Origin of the sequence: Pseudomonas sp. 22515 (assembly GCF_052044625.1) — a bacterium.
In the GTDB taxonomy this organism is placed as follows: domain Bacteria; phylum Pseudomonadota; class Gammaproteobacteria; order Pseudomonadales; family Pseudomonadaceae; genus Aquipseudomonas; species Aquipseudomonas alloputida.
Map to the genome: position 1 here is coordinate 1 of NZ_JBQENN010000043.1, position 22,832 is coordinate 22,832.

Annotated in this window: 9 protein-coding genes; all 9 read right to left on the minus strand. The window is 65.0% G+C overall.

Features of this window, described 5'->3' with window-relative positions; genetic code table 11:
• Positions 1 to 71: 71 nt before the first annotated feature.
• Positions 72 to 1,493, minus strand: a complete 1,422-nt coding sequence (gene ltrA, locus ACTJJN_RS25770) for a group II intron reverse transcriptase/maturase (RefSeq protein ID WP_221101214.1) — start codon at positions 1,491 to 1,493, stop codon at positions 72 to 74.
• Between the two features lie 532 nt (positions 1,494 to 2,025).
• Positions 2,026 to 2,250 (minus strand): hypothetical protein, encoded by a 225-nt coding sequence (locus ACTJJN_RS25775; RefSeq protein WP_012051219.1) that lies wholly within the window; start codon positions 2,248 to 2,250, stop codon positions 2,026 to 2,028.
• Positions 2,251 to 2,450: 200 nt separating this feature from the next.
• Positions 2,451 to 3,185, minus strand: coding sequence for a YkgJ family cysteine cluster protein (locus ACTJJN_RS25780; protein ID WP_440781734.1), 735 nt, complete (start codon positions 3,183 to 3,185; stop codon positions 2,451 to 2,453).
• Positions 3,182 to 3,493, minus strand: coding sequence for a hypothetical protein (locus ACTJJN_RS25785; protein WP_121782873.1), 312 nt, complete (start codon positions 3,491 to 3,493; stop codon positions 3,182 to 3,184). Before ACTJJN_RS25785 ends, ACTJJN_RS25780 begins: the two co-directional genes overlap by 4 nt.
• Positions 3,494 to 3,581: 88 nt before the next feature.
• Positions 3,582 to 4,481, minus strand: coding sequence for a chemotaxis protein (locus tag ACTJJN_RS25790; protein WP_003247301.1), 900 nt, complete (start codon positions 4,479 to 4,481; stop codon positions 3,582 to 3,584).
• Positions 4,482 to 4,849: 368 nt separating this feature from the next.
• Positions 4,850 to 6,034: an HlyD family type I secretion periplasmic adaptor subunit gene (locus ACTJJN_RS25795; RefSeq protein WP_014755366.1), complete on the minus strand. Its 1,185-nt coding sequence runs from the start codon at positions 6,032 to 6,034 to the stop codon at positions 4,850 to 4,852.
• Entirely contained in the window at positions 6,031 to 8,199 is a 2,169-nt protein-coding gene (locus tag ACTJJN_RS25800) for a type I secretion system permease/ATPase (protein WP_003247299.1), read from the minus strand. The genes ACTJJN_RS25795 and ACTJJN_RS25800 overlap by 4 nt, the downstream gene beginning before the upstream one ends.
• Positions 8,196 to 9,632 carry a TolC family outer membrane protein gene (locus ACTJJN_RS25805; protein ID WP_010952041.1) on the minus strand — a complete coding sequence of 479 codons (1,437 nt, stop codon included), beginning with the start codon at positions 9,630 to 9,632 and terminating at the stop codon, positions 8,196 to 8,198. The genes ACTJJN_RS25800 and ACTJJN_RS25805 overlap by 4 nt, the downstream gene beginning before the upstream one ends.
• A 63-nt stretch (positions 9,633 to 9,695) precedes the next feature.
• The coding region (locus ACTJJN_RS25810) for a BapA/Bap/LapF family large adhesin (protein WP_440781735.1) at positions 9,696 to 22,832 on the minus strand (13,137 nt) is incomplete at its 5' end.

The following is a 22,832-nucleotide window of genomic DNA, read 5'->3' on the forward strand; positions in this document are numbered from 1 at the left end:
ATTGAGTAGGAGGCGGGTTCACACCCGCCGTCCTCTCACACCACCGTGCGTACGGTTCCGTACACGGCGGTTCAAGCTATGCGGCTAAGCCGGTTGATCGTATCCAGTATCGAGACCAGTCCGAGTCGATCCCATAGTTTCTTCGGCAGCGCCTGATTCATATGTGGCGCCCCCGAGTTCCACCATGGGCCTCGGCCGTTATAGGCCGATTTACAGGCACGCTCCTCGCTTAAGCCCAGACGCATCAGGTTGCGCGCCCTCGTAGAGGGCTGTTTCCATTGGCGCCAAATGGCACAGCGGAGTTTGTGCCTGATCCAGCCATCCAGCTCCTCAAGTGGCCGCTTGCTCTGGCTGAGCTTGAAGTAACCCGCCCAACCTCGTAGTACGGGGTTTATCCGCTCGATGGTGTTTGCCATCTTGCGGCCCCGCGCGCCGCATAGCAGCTCTGCGAGCCGGTCGCGCAGGCGACTCAGGCTCACCGTTGCCACCCGCAACCTTGGCTGCTGATGCCAGCTCATCCCATAACCCAAGTAATCACACTTCCAGGCTCTCGCGACTCGACTCTTCTTCTGATTCACCGTCAGTTTCAAACGTTGACTCAGGAAGCGCTCGACACTAGCCAGTACCCGTTCGCCAGCCCGAGGACTGCGCACATAAATGTTCGCGTCATCGGCATAGCGCACGAAGCGATGGCCCCGCCGCTCCAGTTCGCGGTCAAATTCATCGAGCAGGATATTCGACAGCAGCGGCGAGAGCGGGCCGCCTTGCGGCGTCCCTTCCTGCCGTGGACTGACGACACCGCCTGACATGACTCCCGCTTCAAGGTAGCGACGGATAAGCCTAAGTACGCACTTATCTTTGACCCGGCGCTCGATACAGGCCATGAGGATGTCGTGGTTGACCCGATCAAAAAACTTCTCCAGATCGACTTCCACGCACCACCGGTGCCCCGATGCCACATGGGCACGGGCCATCTCGACAGCTTGATGCGCGCTCCTGCCCGGACGGAAGCCGTAGCTAAAATCCGAGAACAAAGGATCGAAGAATGGCGTGAGTTGTTGCAGCAATGCCTGCTGGATCAGGCGATCCACGACGCTGGGAATTCCCAGTTGCCGCGTGCCGCCCTGCGGCTTGAGAATTTCAACCGCACGTACGGCTTGGGGATGGTATTCACCGGCCAGCAATCTGCCTTTGAGGATTGGCCAATACTGATTCACATAGCCTGCAAGGTCGGCGACCGTCATGCCATCGGCACCCGGCGCTCCCTTATTGCTGACTACGCGCTTATACGCACGTCTGAGGTTGGCCGGTGCGAGCACCCGCTCCATCAGCGTGTCCGGCTCTGCGTTCGTCCACGCCGATGACGCCGTCGATACCTTTGCGCTGTCAGGCATCATCCTCGGCTTCTGGCCGGGATTCGGAGTGACAGATTCCGTTTTAGGAAATTTCTGCATTGCGGCTACCAACGAGACAGTGACGCCTACTGGCGGCATAACCTGTTCGGCCCTTGGTGACGCGGTTAACCGCCACTTACTACGGCCTCGGCTGACTTCTGCACGCTCATCCCGTCGCCTCTCGACGCTCGGTAGCACCAAGGCAAGCGTACAGATCTCCCAGGGTAATTCGCGTGACCTTCCTGCTTATGCCTGTCGGATTTACGTCGCAGCGTTCCGTGCAAGTATTGGGCTTTGACGATTATGGCCGTCTTGCCCCGCTGCGCCGCCTGATCCGCTTCCTGTTCGTCAGGCCAGCATTTTGCCTCGGGCTTCCTTCAGATTCGTAGTCGCCCACGACACCCTTGCCTCTGGCTAACACTTCCCCTTGCCGGGTGTGTAGAGGACTTTCACCCCCAAGTCACCAGCGAGGCCACCACAGCCAAGCTGGTTGCGCTATCGCGCAACGCGCCATGCCTGGCGCACCATAAAAAAAGCCGCTGATCGGCAGCGGCTTTAAAAGGCTAACATATCGGCACCGGAGGTGCCCATGGCGTAGCCAAGGGAAAGAAGGAACAGCGACAGCGTTTGATCAGCTGTCGGCATTGGCATCGACGGTCACTTTGGAAGCTGTCTGTTTCGCGTCTTTTGCGGTATCTGCCTTGTTTGCGGCAACAGCCTCACGGGCCTCTTGATGGACCGCCGCGAACGCTGCATTACGGGTAACGAAAGCCGGGGATTCTTCGGCCATGGCCAGGGGCGACAACAACAGGGAAGACAGGACGAAGACGCTGGCAATACCCATACTGTTGGACATTTGAAACTACCTTCTTGCGGTGCAAGTGCTAATGAGGACAGGGGTAAAGTTAGTCCTTTCAGTGCACTCGAAACAGAGCGAAGTGCGATAAGCACTGTTGCGCAAAAGGTAACGATCCTTGCAAGAATCAATAGGACTTTCGGCGAAAGTCCCGTGCTAGAGCACCTGCACAGGGTGCCGCCTTGGGCAAAATGGTCAGGCTAGAAACCGATAAAGGCGTAATAAACCGGGGTTTGATGGGTTGTGCGCAAACCCAGTGCCTGCAAGCTTGCCGTCAGCGCTTCATCCTGCACATGCAAGGTCCACTGTGCCGCTTCATTCCCCTGTACCTGCGCCAGTGCCGCAGCAAAGGCCCCCATATCCGGCAAGTAGGCGGTAAACCCATTCCCCTTGAGCGCACTGGTCGTCATGCCCAATGCCTGGCACACCGCCACCTTGGCGGCAATGTCATCGCGGTCGGCCTGGCGCGAAGCCTGTACCAGTGCCTGCAGTTCCACATCGACCAGTTGCGCGCCATGAATCAGCTCCGGCCCCTGTTGCCAGGCCTCAGGCGGGCAGTCTTTGCTGTCTGGCCGCAGCGGGATATGCGGGTTGATTTCTACCGGATAGATGCGACACACCAGCGGGCGCTGCTCATAGATGGTGCAGAGGTCGTTGGCGTCGAGGTTACGGCAGCGTCCGGGGTTGAATGCAGCAAAGGTCACCGAGACGCGTGCCTCGCCCTTGCCGCAATGCACTGGATGGGAGCGTCGCAGCACATGGTCACGCTGCTCCAGCGGCATGCCGGGGCCGTCCACGACGAAGGCCTCGATCAGTACCACCACCTGGCCGGCATCGTCCGCCCAGCGACGCGCTTCGGCCAGCGTCAGTGGCACATGGTGGCCGGTGCAGCATTTGCCGCAGCCGGTACAGCCGAAACGTAAGCGGTCGGTCACTTGGCTTCCGGGCTCCATTCACTGACGAAAGCACGCTGGTGCTGGCGGTCGTACAGGCACAATTCGGTGCCGGTGCGCTGCTGCATGTGCTTCTGTGGGTAGACGCCTTCGATCAGCAGGGCACTCATGCCGACCTGGTCATCAAACTCGGCGGGCTTGCCGCGGGCATGGGCGTCCTTGAACTGGCTGGCGGTCAGGCAAGCCTTGAGCATCTGCTGGCGCTGCTCGTTCCAGGCCTGGCTACTGGAGGCCTGGGCAATACCGCTGAAGAGGGCGCAGCTGATCAAGGTAGAGCAGAGAAGCTTCATACGCGATTCCGGCAATTTTCTTGCGAGGGGCGCGAATTATGCCCGAGTCACCCCCGGCGGCAAGCCGGGGAGTTTGTCGCTGAATATATCAGTGCTCGGCGAACACCACGGTACGCGCAGCCACCACCAGACAATCGGTCAGCTCTGGCGAGGAGAACTTGGTAAGGATGGCATTGGCCCCGGCCTGGGTCGCCTTTTCACTGCTCATGGCACTGTCCAGCGAGGTGTGCAGCAGCACGTACAGGTGCTGGAAGTCGGGGGTTTCACGCAGCGTGCGGGTGAAGGCGTAGCCGTCCATTTCGCTCATTTCGATGTCGGAGACGATGATGTTGATCTCCTGCGCGGTGCCTTGCAGCTCCAGCAGCACGTTGATGGCGTCTTTGGCGCTGCGCGCGGTGTGGCATTCGATACCGAGGTTGCGCAGGGTGTGCACTGACTGCTGCAGGGCCACCTGGCTGTCGTCCACCACCAGGATGTTGGCGGCGGCCAGCAGGCTGGCGTCTTCTTCGTTCAAGGTGCCGTGCGCTGGTTCGGCGACGGGCGGGGCGATGGCGTGTATGACTTTTTCGATGTCCAGCACCTGCACCAGAGTGTTGTCCACGCGCGTCACACCGGTGATGAACGAGCGGGTGCCCGAGGCGTAGGGCGGCGGTTTGATGTCGGTGCTCAGGCAATGCACGATGCGGCTGACTGCCTGTACATGCAGGCCTTGGCGCGAGCGGCTGATCTCTGTAACGATCAGGCAGCCACCCTGCGGGTCGACCAGTGGCTGTTCGCCAATGGCGCGAGACAAGTCGATGACCGACAGCGAGTGGCCCCGCAGGGTTGCCACACCTTTTACGTGGGGGTGTGACTCGGGCAGCTTGGTCAGCGGCGGGCAGGGGATGATCTCGCTGACCTTGAGCAGGTTGATTGCCATCAGCTTGCCGCTGCGCAGGGTGAACAGCAGCAGGGATAGCGAATCCGCGCGGGCATTTTGCGTGGCCATGGTGACCTTCGGTGAGGAGCAGGGGATAACCGGTTATCGGCCTGTTTGGGTTGGGCTTTAGGCATTTTGCACAGAACCCAGGAGGGCTAGGGACCCTTGTGGAAGCGGGCATGCCACGCGGTACATGGCACCGGCTTCGCCGGTGTTNCAGGGATGTGTGTAAATGCTCGGTTCAGCGGCTTGAACAGGTAACCCAGGATGGTTTCTGGCCAGGGTGTCCGGCGAGATGCCCACTACCCAAGAGTGCTAGGGTGGACTTGTGGGAGCGGGCATGCCCGCGAAGCGTGCGACGCGGTACATGGCACCGGCTTTCGCCGGTGTTCGCGGGCATGTCCACGCCCACAGGGGGAGGTGTTTAAACGCCTGGATCAGCGTTCACGCAGGGCCTCCTTGGCCCGGTTCAGCGGCTTGATCAGGTAATCGAGGATGGTTTTCTCGCCCGTTCGGATATCCACCGTGGCAATCATCCCTGGCACGATCGCAAAACGCTTGCCGGCCTTGTTTTGCAAGCTGTCCTGTTCGGTGCGGATGAACACGCGGTAGTAGTAGATTTCCGGTTTGACCTCGTCCTGCAGGGTATCCGGCGAGATGCCCACCACCTTGCCGTCCAGCCCACCATAGACCGAATAGTCATAGGCACTGATCTTGACCTTGGCCGCCTGGTCGGGGTGAATGAAGGCGATGTCCCGTGGCGCGATGCGGGTTTCGATCAGCAGGCGTTCGTCCATCGGCACGATCTTCATCACCTGGCCACCGGGCTGCACCACGCCACCCAGGGTGTTGACCTCGATGTCCTTCACGATGCCGCGCACCGGCGAGCGCAGGGTCAGGCGGGTGAGCGAGTCGCTGCGCCCACGGATCACTTCCGACAGGGCGTCCGCTTCGGCGCTGGCCTTGGCCAGTTCTTCCCGGGCGCGCACCAGATAGTCTGAGCGCGCCTCGTTGGCTTTGAGTTCCAGCTCGGAACGCTGGCGGTTCAGGCGGATCACTTCAACCCGGCTGGAGGCACCCATCTTTGCCAGGTTCTCGGTGATTTTCAGCTCGCTGCGCACCAGCTGCAACGAGTCCTGAATACCCGCCAGGGTCTGTTCCAGGCCGCGGCGGCGGGTCTGGTACAACGCGGTTTCGGCATCGATCAGGTCAGGAGAGTCGCGCAGGCTTTCCGGGAAGGTCAGGGGCTTGCCGGTCACCTCTGCCTGCAGGCGAGCCTGACTGGCTTTGGCAGCCCGGTACTTGGCCTCGCTTTCACCCACACTGGAGGCCGTCTTGGTCGGGTCGAGCTGGGCCAGCACCTGGCCGCGCTCGACCAGGTCGCCTTCGGCCACGCTCATCTGCGCGACGATACCGCCCTCGAACGACTGGATGACCTGCTCTCGCGAACTTGGAATGACCTTGCCTGTGCCGGTGGATACCTCGGTCACCTCGAACCAGGCGGCCCAGGCCAGGAACGCCGCCAGCATCAGCGCGCAGAGGGTGATGATGCGGCCGGCGCGGAATACCGCCTGGTCGTCCTGCCCGTCCAGGTAGGAGGCCGGGAGTTCATGGTTGCTCATGCCTGGGCTCCTTGCAGTTTGGCCAGGGCGGCATCGCGCGCGTCATCGATGACGATGCGCCCGGCGTCCAGCACCAGGATGCGGTCGACCCGCTGCAGAACACTCAGTCGGTGGGTTGCGATCACCAGTGTACGGCCCTGACAGAAGCGCTCCAGGTTATCCAGCAGCTTGCGCTCGGTCATGTCGTCCAGCGACGCGGTCGGCTCGTCCAGCAGCAGCACCTGCGGCTGGCGTACCAGCAGGCGCGACAGCACCAGGGCTTGGCGCTGGCCGCCAGACAAGCCCAGGCCTCCTTCGAGGATCAAGTGGTCCATGCCCTTGGGCAGGCGGCGGACGAAGTCCAGTGCGCCAGTGGCGGCCAGCGCGGCCACCAGTTCCTGGTCGCTGGCCTGGCCGGCGCCGAGGGTGAGGTTTTCCCGCAGGGTGCCGTGGAACAGCCTCGCGTACTGCGGCAGCAGACCGACGTCACGGCGCAGGTCAGCAGGGTCGAGGTGGGCCATGGCGATGCCGTCCAGGCTGATCTCGCCCTGTACCAGGTCCATGGCCCCACCCAGCGCCTGCAGCAAGGTTGATTTGCCGGCGCCGTTGCGGCCCAGCACGGCAATGCGCTCGCCCGGCTGGATGTCCAGCCGGCCAATGTTCAGCACTGGCGGGTAGTCTTCGCTGTAGCGGAAGTTGGCCTGGCGCAGGCGGTACTCGCCGTGAATGGCTGGCAGGTGCACGCGGGCTTCGCCTTCGGGGTGGTCGACTGGCGACTGCATCAGCTTGTCCAGGCCTTGCAGCGCTACCTTGGCCTGCTGCCAGCGGGTCAGCACATGGGTCAGCTGGGCGAGCGGTGCCATCATCCGCGACGAAAGCATGGATGCCGCCACCAGGCTACCCGTGGTGAGGTCGCCGGCGATGACCATGGGTGCGCCGATCACGATGACCACGGCAAACACGGCACCCTGCACGTTCTGCGTCCAGGTCACCAGGCCGTTGGTGAGGGTGCGCAGGCGCAGGTTGGTGTGCGCGCAGGCTGCGTTGTACTGGTTCCACTGCCGTTCGAAGCGTGCCTCTGCCTGCAGTGCCTTGATCTCGTCCAGGCCTTGGATACTTTCCACCAGCATGGCGTTGCGCAGTGCCGACTCACGCATCGAGGCATTGGCCAACCGTGCCAGGCGCCGTTGTGCAAGCAACCCGGGTAACACCATGGCCAGCAGCGCGACCAGCGGGATGAACACCAGTACGCCGCCGATCAGCCAGAACACGAACAGGAACAGCAGGAAGAACGGCAGGTCGGCCAGCACCGTGGCGGTGCTGGACGTGATCAGGTCGCGGATCGACTCCAGCTCGCGCAACTGCGAGATGAACGAGCCGGTGGACTTCGGCCGCACCGAGTTGCGCAGGCGCAGGGCATGGCCGTAGACCAGGTCGCTCACCCGCAGGTCGGCGCGCTTGCCGAGCAGATCGGTCACCTTTAGCCGCAGCAGGCGCATGCTGAAGTCGAACACCAGTGCCAACACCACACCGCCAAACAGGACGTAGAGGGTGGGCAGGGATTCAGCCGGTATCACTCGGTCGTACACCTGCATCGAGAACAGCACGCCGGCCAGCGCCAGCACGTTGGCCACCAGTGACGCGACCATCACCTGCCCATAAGGACGCAGGTCACGCAGTACGATGCGGGCGAACCAGTGGCGGTCGTAAGGCGCGGTGTAGTCGTCGGTGCGCACATCGCGCAGTGGCCGGGCCGGGCGCAGCAGGGCCACGCGGTTGATACGGCCTTTCAGGGTGTCGCGGGGCAGACGCGAAGTCAGGCCCTGGTCACCGGCGAACACCACTGCCAGGTCGTCCTCTTCGGTCACCGACTCGACCACCGCCAGCTGCCCATCGTCCAGCTCCAGCACCAGCGGCGTGCGCCATTGCCGCAGGCCCTTGGCATCGAAGTGCACGAAGCGCAATGCCAGCCCCGCCTGACGTGCCATGTGGCGGAGGATTTCATTCAACGGGCGGGCATCCTCCGCAGCGGCCAGGCGAATACGCTGGGGTGATACGTCCAGGCGGTAGTGGTGTGCCACCTGCAACATCACCTCAAGCCAGGGGCCCAGGTCTGGCCGGTGGGCGGCGGCCTGCTCCGGCGCGGGCGCCTGGTTGGGCAGGGTCACATCGATCGAATCACTCATGGCTGGATCTCCACACCTTGCAGGTTGCGCCCCTCAAGGCCAAAGGCCGTGCGCAGGGCGCCGGTGTTGTACAGGCAGTCGACATCCAGGCGCAGCAGATCGGAGCGGGTGCCGGCAAGTTCGAAGCGTGACTGGTAGATCTCCTGCTCGGCGTTGAGCAGATCGAGCAGTGGCCGTGTGCCTAGGTCCAGGTACTGACGCCCGTAGAGCATGCGTGCCTCCTGAATGCTGACCTGGCGGGCCTCCAGTGAGGTCAGCCTGCGGCCCAGCCCGGAGGTTTGCGCCTTGGCCTCGGCCAGGCCCCGACGCGCCTGCAGGCGTGCGGCGTCTTCGGCGGAATCGGCAGCGGTCAGCGCGTGGCCGGCAGCGCGGGTGCGGGCGCTGATGGAGCCCCCTTGGTAGATGGGAACTTCGACGTTCAGGTAGATGCCCGCCTGGGTGCGGTCCAGCCGTGCGTTATCGCGGTTGTAGTCGTCGTCCAGGTAATGATTGACCTGCGGTTGCAACGACAGGGTAGGGTAGGCCTCCGCCTTGGCCTGGGCCAGCTCGGCCTGGCCCTGTGCGCGCTGGGCCAGGGCCATCAGCACGGCAGGCAGGCGGTCATCACCCTGTGCAGGGCGCTTGCATGCCTGGTCCAGCTCGGCGGGTGAGCCTTCGGCCAGTGCCGGTGGGGTAACGCGGCCCATCAGCGCCGCCAGGGTCGAGCGCCAGCGCTCGTACTGCGACTGGTACTCTTCCAGGGTGGCACGGGCGCTTTCCACGCGGGACTCGGCCTGCACCACGTCGGAACGGGTACTGGCGCCCATGTCGCTGCGCTGGCGCGCCATGCCGGCAATGTCGCCCACGCCGCGAATCTGGTCGCGGGCAATCGTCATCAGTTGCTCGTAGCGGCGGGTTTCGATCCAGGCATAGGCTGTGTCGCGGGCCAGGTCGTCGACCACCAGCAGGATATTGGCCTGGGCCCGGGCGGCGGCCGCCTGGGCCGCGTTGACGGCGCTGTCGACCTTGCCGAAGTCATAGAGCATTTGCTTGAGCGACAGGTTCAGGGCCTGGCTATTGCGGTCGCCGCCATAGCCGGTGTCATAACCGGTGCGGATACCGCCGGAAATCTGTGGGTAATACCCCGCACGGGCGACGTTGATGCCTTCGCCCTGCTTGTAAAGGTTGCCGATGGCCTCTGCGATGCTCGGGTGCCATTGCGCTGCCTGCAGCACCGCGTCGGTAAGGCTCAGCCGTTCGCCACTGGCGACCGGGGCCATGCCGATGGGGGGCCGGGCGGGCACCGCTTCGGGCGCATCGCGTAGCAGCGACGGCCCGATCTGGCGCAGGTGGGGGTCTATATCATCGGCTGCCTGGGCAACCGGGTGGAAGTTCAGGGCCAGGAGCCCGAAGGCTCCCAGCAACAGCGGTGACAGCGGACTGCTTCGCTTCACATAGTTCCCTTACTGCTGGTCGTCCATGCCGCCGGGTATTCACCCGACGGGTTTACAGCGGCCTCAAACCACATGGATACCGTTCTGTACCCACAGGTGATGGCTTGGATCCTCCTGGGCCGTGTACTGGTTATAGTCGATGCCGTCGGCAGTTTGGTTCCCGACCAGCGTCCAGTTGTCCGTCATGTGAACCGAGTCTTTGTCGTCCCCCTTGATGATCAGTGTGTCGGTAGCGGTTTCGGTGATGGCCACCACATCTGCCAGGTTGAGGGTGAGCGCCACCGAACTGGTGTCGTTGAGGTCGAGGATTTCGATGTCGTGTACGCGCCCGGCCAGGTTGCCCAGGTCGATGCTGGCATCACCGCCGCCCCACAGCAGGGTGTCGGTTCCCGAGCCACCGTCGACGCTGGCGAAGTTCTGGTCGACCACCACCAGCGTGTCGTCACCCGCACCACCCTGCAGGGTAATGTGGCCACCCTGGCTGCCATCGAGGTGGTCGTTGCCGTCGGTGCCGGCGATCACATCGGAGGCTGCTGCTTGGCTGGCGAGTGCCGCGGATTCGTCGCCAGTATCGGCCAGCAGCGATGTGGTGGCGGTGAGGCCGGCGGCGTTGTCCACGTTGATGGTGAGGGTTGCGGTGTCGGTCGTGCCGTTCGGGTGGCTTAGCTCGTAGGTGAAGGTGTCGTGCTGGCCTACCACCGCCGAGGTGAGCCCTGCGTTGAGGGTGTAGGTGTAGCTGCCGTCGGCATGCACCAGCAGCGTGCCGTAGGTGCCGGCCACGCTTACCCCGTTGTAGCCCGGGATGGTGTAGGTGTTGGCCGCTGTCAGCACGCTCAGCACGGTCAGGGCCGAACCGACGTTGTCGTCAGCCAGCAGGTTGCCGGTGGCGGCTGTCGCGCCACTGACCACGAACTCGGTCAGGTACGTTGTGGTGGTGTTCAGGCTGGTGGTGATGGAGCTGAGCAAGCCAATGCCGCCGGCGGTGACACGTACGTGGTAGGTACCGGCGCCCTGGTTCTCGAAGGTATACCCGGCGCCGCCGCCCAGGATGCTGACCAGCGAACCACCTGGCACCGACTGCACCAGCACGTACTGGCCGGTGGCCGGGTTGAGCTTGAGCAGCTCGATGGTGGTGCCGTTGAGCAGGCTCAACAGGTTGGTGGAGTTGACCACCACCTGCAGGTCGGCCGTGGTATTGGCGGCAACCGTGGTGGTGTAGGTGGCCTGGCGGGTACCGATCACTGGCAGGTTCAGCGAGCCCAGCGTACTGCTGCTGGTGTCCACGCGGTTGTCCAGGGTGACCTGGCTGGTACCTACGTCGTTGACTGCGTCGACCACCGTGGCCGGTGCACCGTAGTTGGTGTCGCTCCAGACCTCCGTGGCTTGCGGGCTGTCGATGCGCACGTACAGGTTGGCGGCATCGGACAGGCCGTTAGGGTGCACCAGTTGGTAGCTGAACACGTCCACCTTGCCGACACTGTTCGGGCTGCCGTTCGGCGTGTAGGTGTAGCTGCCGTCCGCACGGATGACCAGGGTGCCGTACTGGCCTTGAACCGTCGTGGCGGTCCCGGCCGAGACGTAGCTGCCGTCTTTGAGCACTTGCAGCACGGCGGCGCTGTCCGGGCCACGAGCATCCACTGCGCCATCGGTACCCACGTCGGTAATGACGTTGCCAGAGGTGGCAATGCCGGTGCCGGTGAATTGGGTCAGGCTGGTGGAGACGATGTCCAGCGTGGTGCTCACTTCGGTGATCAGGCCGATGCCGCCACTGCCCACGGTCAGTCGGTAATCACCGGCTTGCAGCACACCGATGTCCACCTGCAAGCCGATTGGCAACACGATCAGGTCGAGCAGGCCCTGAGTGTTACCGGTGGCGATGGTCACCCAGGTGCCGCTGGCGTCTTTCACCTGCAGGGTGAAGCTGGTGTTATTGAGCAATGCCAGCACGCTGTTGGTGGTCAGTGTGAGGGTAGGGTCGGCCGTGGTGCCTGCTGCCACCGTCCAGGTGTAGGTCTTGGAGAACCCCGACAGTAGCGTGGTGAAGCTGTCGGTGTAGGTCTTCGTGGCGCTGACCGCTGCCAGGTTGACTGTGGCCGTGGCCAGGTTGTCGCTGGCGATGACCGGCGCGTTGGCATCCACATCCGGTGCAGTGACGTTGACGTTGCCCGACACGTTGCCGCGCGGGTCGCTGAGGGTCACCGAAAGGATCTGGCCGTTGTCCTGAGGCGGGCTCAGGGTCACGGTGAAGGTGCCGTCCGCCTGCACCGTCGCGGTCTGCAGCACGGTACCGCCGGCGCTGCGTACGGTGACGGTGGCACCCACTTCGCCAGTACCGGTGAGGGTACCGCCGTCGGCACTGAACAGCAGGTTGCCAGCAGCCGCAGGCGGGGTCAGGTCCGGTGCGGTCAGCGCAGTGCCTGGGGACACATTACCGGCGCTGTCGGTGAGGGTGACGCTGAGCGCCTGGTTGTCGATCTGCGCCGCAGTCAGGCTGACCACGAACAGGCCGTTGCTGCCCACCGTTGCGGTACCCAGTACGGTACCGGCGCTGTTGCGCACGGTGACCGTGCTGCCGACCTGGCCAGCACCACTGACCGAGGTGCCGTTGGCGTTGATGGTGGCCAGCGGGGCGGCTGGCGGGGTGGTGTCCGGCGCATTCAGGCTGGTGCTGGCGGACAGGTTGCCGGCAGCATCGGCCTGGCGTACCACCAGCAGTTGCCCGTCGTTCTGTGGCGAGGTCAAGGTAATGCTGAAGGTGCCGTTGGCTTGTACCACACCGGTACCCACCTGGCCGTTCGGGCCTTGGACGGTAATGGTAGCGCCCGCCTCACCGCTACCGGTAAGCACGGTACCGGTGCCGTTGATGGCGACGTTGGTGGGGGCTGCAGGTGGCTGCAGGTCTGCGGCGGTGTAGCTTGTGCTGCCGGACACATTGCCTGCAGTGTCAGCTTGGCTCACGCCCAGTACCTGGCCGTTGAGCTGCGCGGCGTTCAGGTTGACGGTGAACACGCCACCGCCATTCACCACCGCCGTACCGAGCACGTTGTTGCCGGCATCACGCACTGTCACCGTGGCACCGGCTTCACCCGTGCCGGTCAGCACCAGGCCATTGACAGACAGGCTGGTGACCACCGGGTTGGTCGGTGGCGTGATGTCGGCCGCTTGCAGGAAGGTCGGCTGCGATTCGCCGCCTATCAGCGCCACCGCTGTCACCGAAATGTGTTCGCCATTGAGCTGGGCTGCGTCCAGCGTCAGGGTGAAGGAGCCGTTCAGGCTTGCGACCCCTGTACCGATCAGGTTGCCTGCAGCGTCGTACACGCGAATGCCCACACCGCTGGGTGCACTACCTGTCAGGGTCAGGCCGTCGCTGCCCAAGGTCACGTCGGTGGGCGGCACGGGTGGTGCGATCAAGGGTGTGAGGTAGGTCGCGACCGCAGACGTATTGATGCCGTCGGACTGTGTCACTTCCAGGGTGGCGAGCGAGCCCGCCGCTGGCACCAGCGTTATCTGGAAGTTGCCAGCGGCATCCACCACGCCCGTACCGATCACGTCTCCGTCGAGGCTGACGGTGACCGTGGCATTGGCTTCGCCCTTGCCAGTCAGCACGTTGAAGGTGTTGTTGATCGCCAGGTTGGTCACCAGGTCGGGTGGCGAGGTGTCGTTGGTCTGGTAAGGGACAGCCACCGAAGCGTTGCCGGCATCATCGGTGGACACCACCGTCAGCAACTGGCCGTTGTTCTGTGCCGGGCTGATCGGCACAGTGAACTGGCCGTTCTCACCCACTTCCACCGTGCCCACGATGTTGTTGTCCGGGCCGCGCACCGTGATGGTGCTGCCGGCTTCGGCCGTACCCGTCATCGACGTCCCGGCTGCGTTGAGCAGCAGGTCGGTCGGCTGCACCGGTGGCGTCAGGTCTGGCGCAGTCACTGCCAGCGGTACCGACGGGTTGCCAGTGGCGTCCTGGGCGATGATGGTCAGCGTTTCGCCGTTGATTTGCGGGCGGTTCAAGTCAAGGACGAAGGTGCCGTCCGGCTCCACCGTTACCTGGCCCAGCAGGTCGCCGTTGTTGTTGACCACCGTGACGCGGGTGCCGGCTTCGGCAGTACCGATCACCTGGGTACCGCTGTCGTTGATGGTGGCGACCACGGTGGCCGGTGGTGTGGTGTCCACCGCCGTGACCGAACTGATTGGCGAGATGTTGCCGGCTGCATCAGTCAGGGTGACCTGCAGCACCTGGCCATCGAGCTGCGCTGCATCCAGCTCGACGATGAAGGTCCCGTCGACGCCCACTGTGCCGGTACCCACCTGCGTGATACCGACGTACACGCGCACGGTGGCGCCCACTTCGCCGACACCGCCCAACTCGTCACCTGCCGCATTGAGCCGCAGCTCGGTTGCTGCCGCTGGCGGCGTGAGGTCCGGCGCTTGCACGTTGACCGGCAGGCTGACGTTGCCGGGTGGATCGGCCTGCAGTACCGACAGTGTCTGGTTGTTGATTTGTGCGGGTGACAGTTCGACGCTGAAGCTGCCATCAGCCAGTACGATACCCGTGCCCAGTACGGTACCGGCCGCGTTACTGACGATTACCGTGGCGCCGGCCTCGCCCAGGCCGCTGACCACACTGCCGTCGGCGTTGATCACCACTTGGGTGAGTGGGTCGGGCGGGGTGAAGTCGGGGGTTTGCAGGGTTGCCACTGCCGACACGTTGCCGGCCGCATCGGCCTGGGTGAAGCTGAGCAGCTCGGCGTTGCCCAGTGCCGGGCTCAGCGTGATGGTGAAGTGGCCACTGGCATCGACGGTGGCGCTGCCGATTTCCTCGCCTGCCGGGTTGGTCACGGTCACCCGCGCGCCCACTTCGCCACGCCCGGTGAGGGTGACACCATCACCGGAAACGGCCAGTTCGCCGGGTGCCGATGGCGGTGTGGTATCGGGTGCGGTGATGGCGCTGGCGGCAGACTGGTTGCCGGCCGCATCGGTCAGTACCACCTGCACCTGTTGGCCGTTGGCCTGGGGCGATGCGAGGTTGACCTGGAAAGTCCCGTCGGCGCGCACCGTGGCGCTGCCCAGCACCGAACCATCGGCGGCGAGCACACGCACGGCGGCACCCGCTTCGCCGGTACCGTTCAACAAGCTGCCACCCCCGGCGAAGGCCAGGTTGCCGGCAGCATCCGGCGCGACGCGGTCAGGGGCTGTCAGGCTGACGCTGTTGGACTCGTTGCCGGCCACATCGGACTGGCTGGCGCTGAGCTGTTCGCCGTTAATCTGCGCGCTGTTCAGGTTGACATTGAAGTTGCCATTGGCATCGACCACGGCAGTGCCCAGGTCGATACCGCCTTCGCCAATCACGGTAACGGTGGCACCTGCTTCACCGCGGCCACTGAGTACCAGGCCGTCGCTGGACAACGCCAGGTTGGTCAGTGGTTGCGGTGCCGTGGTGTCGGGTGCCTGCAGGGTAGCGGGTAGCGATACGCTGCCATCGGGGCCCGTTGCGCTGACCTGCAGCACTTCGCCATTGGCCTGCGCACTGCCGAGATTGACAGTGAACGTGCCGTCGTTGGCGACCGGGCTGCTGCCCAGCAATACGCCGTTGGTGCCGTACACTTTGATTGTGCTACCCGCCTCGGCGGTGCCGGTCACTGACAGGCCGTCGGCGGCCAGTATCAGGTTGTCCGGTGTGGCCGGTGCCAGCGCACCCGGCGCCGTCACGCTCTGTGCAGGGGAGACGTTCTGTGCGGCATCGGCCTGAACCACGCTCAGGCTTTCACCTGTGATCGCTGCCGGCGACAGGGATACGCTGAAGTGACCGTCGGCGGCCACTGTAGCGTTGCCCAGCACGGTACCGTCCGGCGCCCGTACGGTCACGGTTGCGCCTGCTTCGCCATCGCCTGTCAGGGTGGCGCCATTGGCGGAGACAGCCAGGTTGGTCACGGCGGCCGGCGGCGTGGTGTCGGCTGCAGTGTAAGGTGCGGCCGGCGACACGTTGCCGGCTGCGTCGGTGGCGGTCACCTGCAGCATCTGGCCATTGGTCTGGGCACTGTTCAAGGTGACCTGGAAGGTGCCGTTGCTGCCGGCTACCGCTGTGCCCAGCACGTTGCCGCTGGCATCGCGCACGGTCACGGTGCTGCCGGCTTCGGCGTTACCGGTCAGTTGCAGCCCGGTACCGGACAGCGCGAGTGCTGTCGGTGCCGTAGGCGGGGTGAAGTCCGGCGCGGTGACCGCCACGGCGGTGGAGGTGTTGTTGCCCGCGTCGGTCTGCGTAACGCTCAGGTGCTGGGCGTTGAGCTGGGCGCTGTTCAGGGTGAGGGTAAAGCTGCCATTGGCCGCCACCAGGCCGGTGCCGATGATGGTCCCGTCCTGGCCGTGAACGGTGACCGTGGCACCGGCTTCGCCCAGGCCGGTCAGGGTCAGGCCGTTGTTGTTCAGCACCACGTTGGTCAGCGGCGCGGGTGGGGTCAGGTCCGGGGTTGTCACATTGATTGCCGGCGAGGTGTTGCTGGCGGCATCCACTTGCGTCACGCCGATGACCTGGCCGTTGGTTTGCGGCGTGTCGAATGTCACCGTGAAGCGACCGTCAGCGCCCACCGTGGCGGAGCCGAGCAAGGCACCGGCGGCGTTGCGTACCTGTACCGTGGCGCCCGCTTCACCGCTGCCGGAAAGCTGCCGGCCGTCCTGGCTCAGCACCGGGTTACTGATGGCCGCTGGCGGCGTGTGGTCTGGCGTGGCCAGGCTGGCCGGGCCGGACACATTGCCCGCGGCATCACTGAGGGTGACCTGTAGCGGGCTACCGGTCACCTGCGCGCTGGGCAGGGTGATCTGGAACTGGCCGCTCTGGTTGACGGTGCCGGTGGCCAGGATGGCGCCGCTGGCGTCGCGCACGGTGACGCTGGCACCGGCTTCGCCCTGGCCGCTGAGCACGGTGGCTGCGCTGTTGAGGCTGAGGTTACTGGCCGCCAGCGGTGCCTGCAGGTCAGGCGCTTGCAGGGTGGCCGCGAGCGAAACGTTACCTGCAGCATCAGCCTGGGTGACGATCAGGTTCTGCCCATTGGCCACGGCCGGCGAGAAGCTGACGCTGAACAGGCCATTGCTCGCGACGGTTGCAGTCCCCAGCAAGGTGCCTTGTAGGTCTGTCACGCGCACAGTTGCACCCACCTCGCCTTGGCCGGTCAGCGTACTGCCGGTGGCGTTGAGGTTTACCTGCGTCGGCGCGTCCGGTGCCGTGGTGTCATTGGCCACGATAATGGCCGGCACCGAAGGCTGGCCATCGACGGTAGCCTTGGCACTGACCTGCAAGATCTGGGCGTTGAGCTGGGCGTTCTGGAGGAACACACGGAAGGTACCGTCGCTGCCGACCGTGGCGCTGCCCAGCGTGGTGCCCCCGGAGGTTACGGTAATCAGCGAGCCGACCGTACCCTGGCCGGTCAGCAGGAAACCGTCGGCGCTGATGGCAAGGGCTGAAGGCGTGGCCACTTCGGTACCGGTCGGGCCAGCCAGTGGTATTTCAGGCGATTCGTTACCGGCAGGGTCGATCACCACCACATCGACGGTTTCACCTGATGCCAGCGGTGGGGCGACCGGGATCACGAAGGTGCCGTCCGGCCCTGTAGTTACAGTGCCGCGCACGGTGTCATCCGGGTTGCGGACTTCCACTGTGCTGCCAGGCTCGGCTGTGCCGCCGACCGTGCTGCCATCCGGGCTTACGGTAAGCCCGGTCGCCGGTTCTGGGTTGGTCGTGTCCGGCGCGGTGACAGCGACCGGCGCCGAGTCGTTGCCGGCTGCGTCGGTCACTACCACGGTTACGGTCTGGCCGTTGTTCTGTGGTGTATCCAGCGGCACGCTGAAACTGCCATCCGGGTTGACCGCAACAGTGATCACATTGCCGGCCCCATCGCTCACGGTCACCGAACTGGCGCCAGGTGCGTTACCGGTCACAGCCGTGCCATCGCTGCTGACTGCAACGTCGGTGGGCAGTGCCGGTGGCGTGATGTCAGGCGCAAGGATCTGGCTGGGCTGCGAAATGTTGCCGGCCGCATCGGTCAGCGTCACATCCAGGGCCTGGCCGTCCAACTGGGCGGGCGATAGTGGGACCGTGAAGCTGCCGCCTGCGGGCACGACGACGGTGCCTACCAACGTGCCGTCGGCAAGCTTCACTTCCACCGTGGCGCCAGCTTCACCGGTACCCTGGATGGCACTGCCGCCCGGGGTGATCGTGAGGCCGGCAGGCGCAGCTGGCGCGGTACTGTCGTCAGCGGTGAAAGTGGCCGACGGCGAGGCATTGCCGCCGCCATCGATCAGCACCACCGACAGCACTTCACCGTTGGTCTGGGCCGGGGAGAGTGCCACTTCGAACGTACCGTCTGCATTCACCGGGATGGTGCCTAGCAGGTTGCCTGCGGCATCACGTACCTCTACCGTGCTGCCTGCCTCGCCCTGCCCGCTGAGCAGTGTGCCGGTAGGATCAAGGCCCAGCCCTTGCGCCGGCAGCGGTGCCTCGAAGTCAGGTGCGGTCACGGTGCCAGCGGGCGAGCCGTTGCCGCTGTTGTCCGCCTGAGTGACAGACAGCGTCTGGCCATTGAGCTGTGGCGGGTCGATGGCCACCTGGAAGGAGCCATCGGGCTGGACCGTTGCGGTGCCCAGTACTGTGCCGCCAGTGCCGGTCACGGTCACCTGCGCACCCGGCTCGCCGCTGCCGCTCAGGCTGCTGCCGTCGCCAGCCAGGACCAGACCGGTGGGGCTATCGGGTGCCTGGGTATCCGGTGCCGACACGTCGACTGCCGCCGACAGGTTGCCGGCCGCGTCGCGTTGCTCCACGGTCAGTGCCTGGCCGTTGGCTTGTGGCGTGTCGAGGGTGATTTCGAAAGCGCCGCCAGCGCCGACCACCGTGCTGCCCAGCACGCTGCCATCCGGCCCGCGCACGGTTACGGTGGCGCCCGGTTCGCCGTTGCCGGTGATCGTGGTACCGGTGCCGTCGATGACCGGGTTGGTGACCACTTGCGGCGGGGTAGAGTCGGGTGCCGTGAAGTCCACGGGCCCTGCGCTGTTGCCCAGGTTGTCGGTCGCTTCGACGGTCAGGCTTTCGCCATTGCGTTGTGGCGCGTTGAGGGTGACGTCGAAACGGCCGTCGCCGCCCACGGTGGCAGTGCCCAGCACATTGCCGTCGGCGTCACGCACGGTGACGATTGAGCCGCTTTGACCCTGGCCGGTAAGGTGAATGCCAGCGGTATCGATAGCCAGCCCGGAGGGTTGCAGCGGGCCGTCGGTATCGGGCGCGACGATGGTGGCGGTCGAGGTGTTGCCAGCGGGGTCGCGCAGGACCACGTCCAGTTCCTGGCCGTCGGTCTGCGCTGGGTCCAGGACCACGCTGATCACACCGTCGGCACCGACCTGGGCGTTGCCCAGCACAGTGCCGTCGGCGCTGATGACCTGCACGGTGGTGCCCGGTTCGCCGCGACCGGTGAGCAGGCCGCCATCGGCACTCAGTTGCAGTTCACTGGCTTCATTGGGCGGGGTGATATCGGGCGCGGTGATCTGGGTCGGCAACGAACTGTTGCCAGCTTCGTCAACCGCGACGACATCCAGTGCTTCCCCGTTGGCCTGTGCGGGGGTCAGGCCGATGGTGAAGCTGCCATCCGGGCCGGCCTGGGTGCTGCCCAGGACATTGCCCTGCGCGTCACGCACTTGCACCTGCGTATCTGCCGGTGCGGTACCGGAAACACTGGAGCCGTCACCGGCCACCACCACGCCGCTCGGGCTTTCGGGCAGCGGTGTATCGGCAACGGTCACGCTGACCCCTGCCGAGGTATTGCCAGCGGCATCGGTCTGCACCAGCACGAGGTTCTCACCTGCGGCCAGCGGTGCCTCCAGGTCAATCACGAAGGTGCCATTTGGCGCCACGGTGCCAGTACCGATGACTGCGCCTTGGGCATCACGCACTTCGACTGTGGCACCAGGCTCACCACGGCCAGACACGGCCAGGCTGCCATCGCCTGCCAGCACGTCAGTGACGATCGCCGGTGCGGTAATGTCCGGGGCCACGTAACTCAGCGGCACCGAGGTATTGCCTGCCGCATCGGTCACGGTGATGGACAAGGTTTCGCCATTGGCCTGTGGCGGGTCGAGGGTCAGGCTGAAGCTGCCATCCGGCTCGGCAATGGCGCTACCGATCAGGTTGCCCGAGGCATCTTTGACCTCAATCCGTGCGCCCACTTCTGCAGTACCGACCAGGCTGTCACCATTACTCAGCACCAGGTCGGTTGGTTGCAGCGGTGCTACCTGGTCGGGCGCCGTCAGCGGGCTAGGTGTAGAGACGTTGCCGGCGGCATCGGTCAGGGTCACTTGCAGGGACGAGCCATCCACTACCGGGGTTGGCAGTTGCACGTTGAAGCTGCCATCGGGCTGAACGGTGCCGCTCACCAGCACCTGCCCCTGATCGTTGCGCACCTCCACGGTGGCGCCCGCTTCGCCGCGCCCGGAGACTGTGCGGCCATCGTTACTGATGGCCAGCTCGGTAGCGGGCTCCGGCGGTGTGGTGTCGCCGCCGTTGTCCACGATCGGTGCGGTGACGCTGCCGGCCGTGGAGGCGTTGCCTGCGACATCGGTGGCCGTCACCTGCAACTGCTCGCCTGCCACTTGTGGCGGGGTGAGGCCGATGCTGAAGGCACCGCTGGCCCCCACCACGACACTGCCCAGTACAGTGGTGCCATCGGCGGCCAGCACACGGACGGTGCTGCCTGCTTCGGCGCGGCCGCTGACAACGGTACCGTCGCCACTGATTGCCAGATCGCTTGGCGCCACAGGCGCGGTGATGTCTGGTGCGGCGACCTGCACCGGCAACGACGAGGTGCCGTTGTCGTCGATCGCCACCACGTCCAGTAATTCGCCATTGGCCTGGGCCGGTGTAAGCACCACGGTGAAGGTGCCCTCGGCACCCACCACGATGCTACCGACCAGCGTGCCGTTGGCATCATGCACTTCCACGCGGCTACCAGCAGGAGCAGAACCGCTGATGCTGCTGCCATCGGCGGCGACGACCAGTTCGCTCGGGCTGGTCGGGGTGACCACCAGTGGCACGTCGTAGGTCAGCGCTTCAGAGGCGTTGCCGCTCGGGTCGGTCTGTACCAGGCTCAGGCGTTCACCCGGCAGTGCAGCCGGATCGAGGTCGATCAGGAAAGTACCGTTCGCGGTCACTGTGCCGGTACCGATCAGCGTGCCATTGGCATCGCGCACCTCGACGGTAGCACCGGCTTCGCCGCGACCGCCCAAGGTCAGGCCGTCGGCGCCGACGACAATGTTGCTGACTGCGGCAGGCACGGTGATGTCCGGGGCCTCGAACTGCAAGGGGGAAGAGACATTGCCGGCGGCATCGATCAGACGGATGTCGAGGATTTCGCCATTGGCCTGGGCCGGCGACAGGCTGATGCTGAAACTGCCGGTTTCAGTGACCAGGCCAGTGCCGAGCAAGTTGCCCAAGGCATCGCGTACCTGCACGGTCGCGCCTGGCTCGCCGTTGCCGCTCAGGGTCACGCCGTCGGCCAAGGCTACACCGGTCGGTTGAGCCGGGGCCTGCAAGTCCGGGGTAACCACCGACGCCGGGGCAGAAGCATTGCCGCTGGCATCGGTCAGCACCACTTGCAGGTTGCTGCCATCTTTCACCGGTGGGTCAAGGGTGATCTGGAAGGTGCCGTCCGGGTTGACCGAGCCGTTGGCCAGTACATTGCCTTGGGCATCGCGCACCTGCACGCTGGCCCCGGCTTCGCCGCGGCCATTGAGCTGGGCGCCGGCCAGGCCGACTACCAAGTTGGTTGCGGCATCCGGTGGTGTGGTGTCGCCACCGTCGATGTCCGGCGCGGTGATGTCGCCGGCCGTGGAGGTGTTGCCGGCGGCGTCGGTGGCAGTGACTTGGAGTTCCTCACCACTCACCTGCGGCGGGTCGAGGGTGATGCTGAAACTGCCAGTGGCGTCGACCACCACACTACCCAGCACGGTGGTGCCATCGGCGGCCAGCACACGCACGGTGCTGCCCACTTCGGCGCGGCCGGTGACCTCGCTGCCGTTGGCACTGATCGCTAGCTCGCTCGGGGTGACCGGCGGGGTGATGTCTGGCGCAGCGATTTGCACCGGCAGGGACGAAGCGCCGGTGCCATCGATGGCCACCACGTCCAGCAGTTCGCCGTTGGCCTGGGCCGGGTTGAGGATGACGGTGAAGGTGCCACCGGCACCTACCACCACACTGCCGACCAGTGTGCCGTTGGCATCGTGTACTTCCACACGGCTGCCCGTCGGGGCTGTACCAGTGATGCTGGCGCCGTTCGCAGCCACCACCAGGTCGCTTGGGCTGGCTGGGGTCGTGGTTGCCGGGACTTCATATTGCAGGGCTTCAGAGGCGTTGCCGCTCGCATCGGTCTGCACCAGGCTCAATTGCTCGCCCGGTTGCGCGGCTGGGGTGAGGTCGACAAAGAAGGTTCCGTTGGCGCCGACTGTGGCGGTGCCTATGACAGAGCCGTTGGCATCACGTACCTGTACGGTAGCGCCGGCCTCGCCACGGCCACTGAGCACCAGGCCATCGGCGCCCACCACGACGTTGCTGACGGCAGCTGGCGGCGTGACGTCCGGTGCAGTGAACGCCAGCGGCGTTGAACTGTTGCCGGCGGCGTCTACCACGCGAATGTCCAGGGCCTCACCATTGGCCTGGGCGGGGAACAGCGTGACGCTGAAGGTGCCGTCTTCGTTGACCAAGCCAGTGCCGATCAGGCTGCCGGTGGCATTGCGCACCTGTACGGTGGCACCGGGCTCGCCGCGGCCGGTAAAGGTCACGCCATCAACCAAGGCCAGCTCGGTTGGCTGCGCTGGGGCCAGCAGGTCTGGCGCGGCGACCGAACCGGGTTGCGAGACATTGCCGGCAGTGTCGGTCAGGGTCACTTGCAGGGTACTGCCATCGGTGATGGCCGGGTTCAAGGTGATGGCGAAGGTACCATCGGGATTGACTGTGCCCGTGGCAACCACGGTGCCTGCGTCATCGCGCACCTGAACGCTGGTACCGGCTTCGCCACGACCGCTGAGTTGGCTGCCGGCAGCACTGATCACCAGGTTGGTCGGGGTCTGCGGTGGCGTTGTGTCGCCGCCATCGATGTCCGGCGCGGTAAGGTTACTGGCGGTGGAGGCGTTGCCTGCCGCGTCGGTGGCCGTCACCTGCAGCACTTCACC

Bases quoted from the DNA above. Each gene is read 5' to 3' on its own strand.
- ltrA (WP_221101214.1), bottom strand. From the start codon at position 1,493: ATGCCGCCAGTAGGCGTCACTGTCTCGTTGGTAGCCGCAATGCAGAAA.
- ACTJJN_RS25775 (WP_012051219.1), bottom strand. From the start codon at position 2,250: ATGTCCAACAGTATGGGTATTGCCAGCGTCTTCGTCCTGTCTTCCCTG.
- ACTJJN_RS25785 (WP_121782873.1), bottom strand. From the start codon at position 3,493: ATGAAGCTTCTCTGCTCTACCTTGATCAGCTGCGCCCTCTTCAGCGGT.
- ACTJJN_RS25790 (WP_003247301.1), bottom strand. From the start codon at position 4,481: ATGGCCACGCAAAATGCCCGCGCGGATTCGCTATCCCTGCTGCTGTTC.
- ACTJJN_RS25800 (WP_003247299.1), bottom strand. From the start codon at position 8,199: ATGAGTGATTCGATCGATGTGACCCTGCCCAACCAGGCGCCCGCGCCG.
- ACTJJN_RS25795 (WP_014755366.1), bottom strand. From the start codon at position 6,034: ATGAGCAACCATGAACTCCCGGCCTCCTACCTGGACGGGCAGGACGAC.